Source organism: Legionella anisa (assembly GCF_001467525.1).
Classification (GTDB): domain Bacteria; phylum Pseudomonadota; class Gammaproteobacteria; order Legionellales; family Legionellaceae; genus Legionella; species Legionella anisa.
On the sequence record NZ_LNXS01000052.1, the window covers coordinates 571 to 1,274 of the forward strand.

Below are 704 nucleotides of genomic sequence, written 5' to 3' on the forward strand. Positions count from 1 at the left end.
AGATTCGAAGCCTCTTTGTTGTTTGGCATACGCCTTAATCCCATTTGTTAATATTTGAACATCATCAGGGTTTGGATTTTCTAAAAACGATAACTTTAAAGTCATTTAATTTATCCCACTGTAGGAGACCAGGCACCATGCTCCACATAACTTGCCTCATCACTGCCTGACCAAGGTGGCATAGTAACGCAAATAAACACTAAATCTGCTGCATCACTTCGATATTGAAAATGTGTTCCCAAGGGAATATCGATGCTGACTCCAGGTGTTAAAGGCGTAATACTCTCTTCATCGTTCAATTTACGCCAAATTGCACCGTCACCAGAAAGGACATGCCAAAATTCAGATACAGTTTTATGACGAACTGCTTTGGAAATTGTTCCTGCTTTCAAAGTACAGTGAGCCATTCCACCTAAATGATTATTCATCAGCAATCGAACTTCAGCACCTGCTGGAGAGATATGTTGATACTCTTTGGGTATTTCTTGTGTATTCATTTATGCCTCTATTAAAACAATGTTCTCATCAGTAGTGGTTATTTCTTTTTTTAAATTTGAATTGTAACGCAAGCATTATCTGCATCTAAAGTAACCACTTTGCCAATTGGAAGAATGCAATTTTGCTTACCGTGCCCATAGGGAAACTCTTTAATGCAAGGTACTTTTAATTTTGAAGCCCATTCATTGATTACATCTTCTACCGTA

General features: G+C 37.8%; 2 protein-coding genes. Both read right to left on the minus strand.

Going from position 1 to position 704, the window contains the following annotated elements; genetic code table 11:
- Window positions 1-110: 110 nt before the first annotated feature.
- On the minus strand, window positions 111-497 hold the full coding sequence (locus Lani_RS15680; RefSeq protein WP_014845038.1) for a cupin domain-containing protein: 387 nt from the start codon (window positions 495-497) through the stop codon (window positions 111-113).
- Between the two features lie 50 nt (window positions 498-547).
- A complete protein-coding gene (locus tag Lani_RS21215; RefSeq protein WP_420795183.1) occupies window positions 548-688 on the minus strand; it encodes a hypothetical protein in 141 nt (46 codons plus the stop codon).
- Between the last annotated feature and the right edge of the window lie 16 nt (window positions 689-704).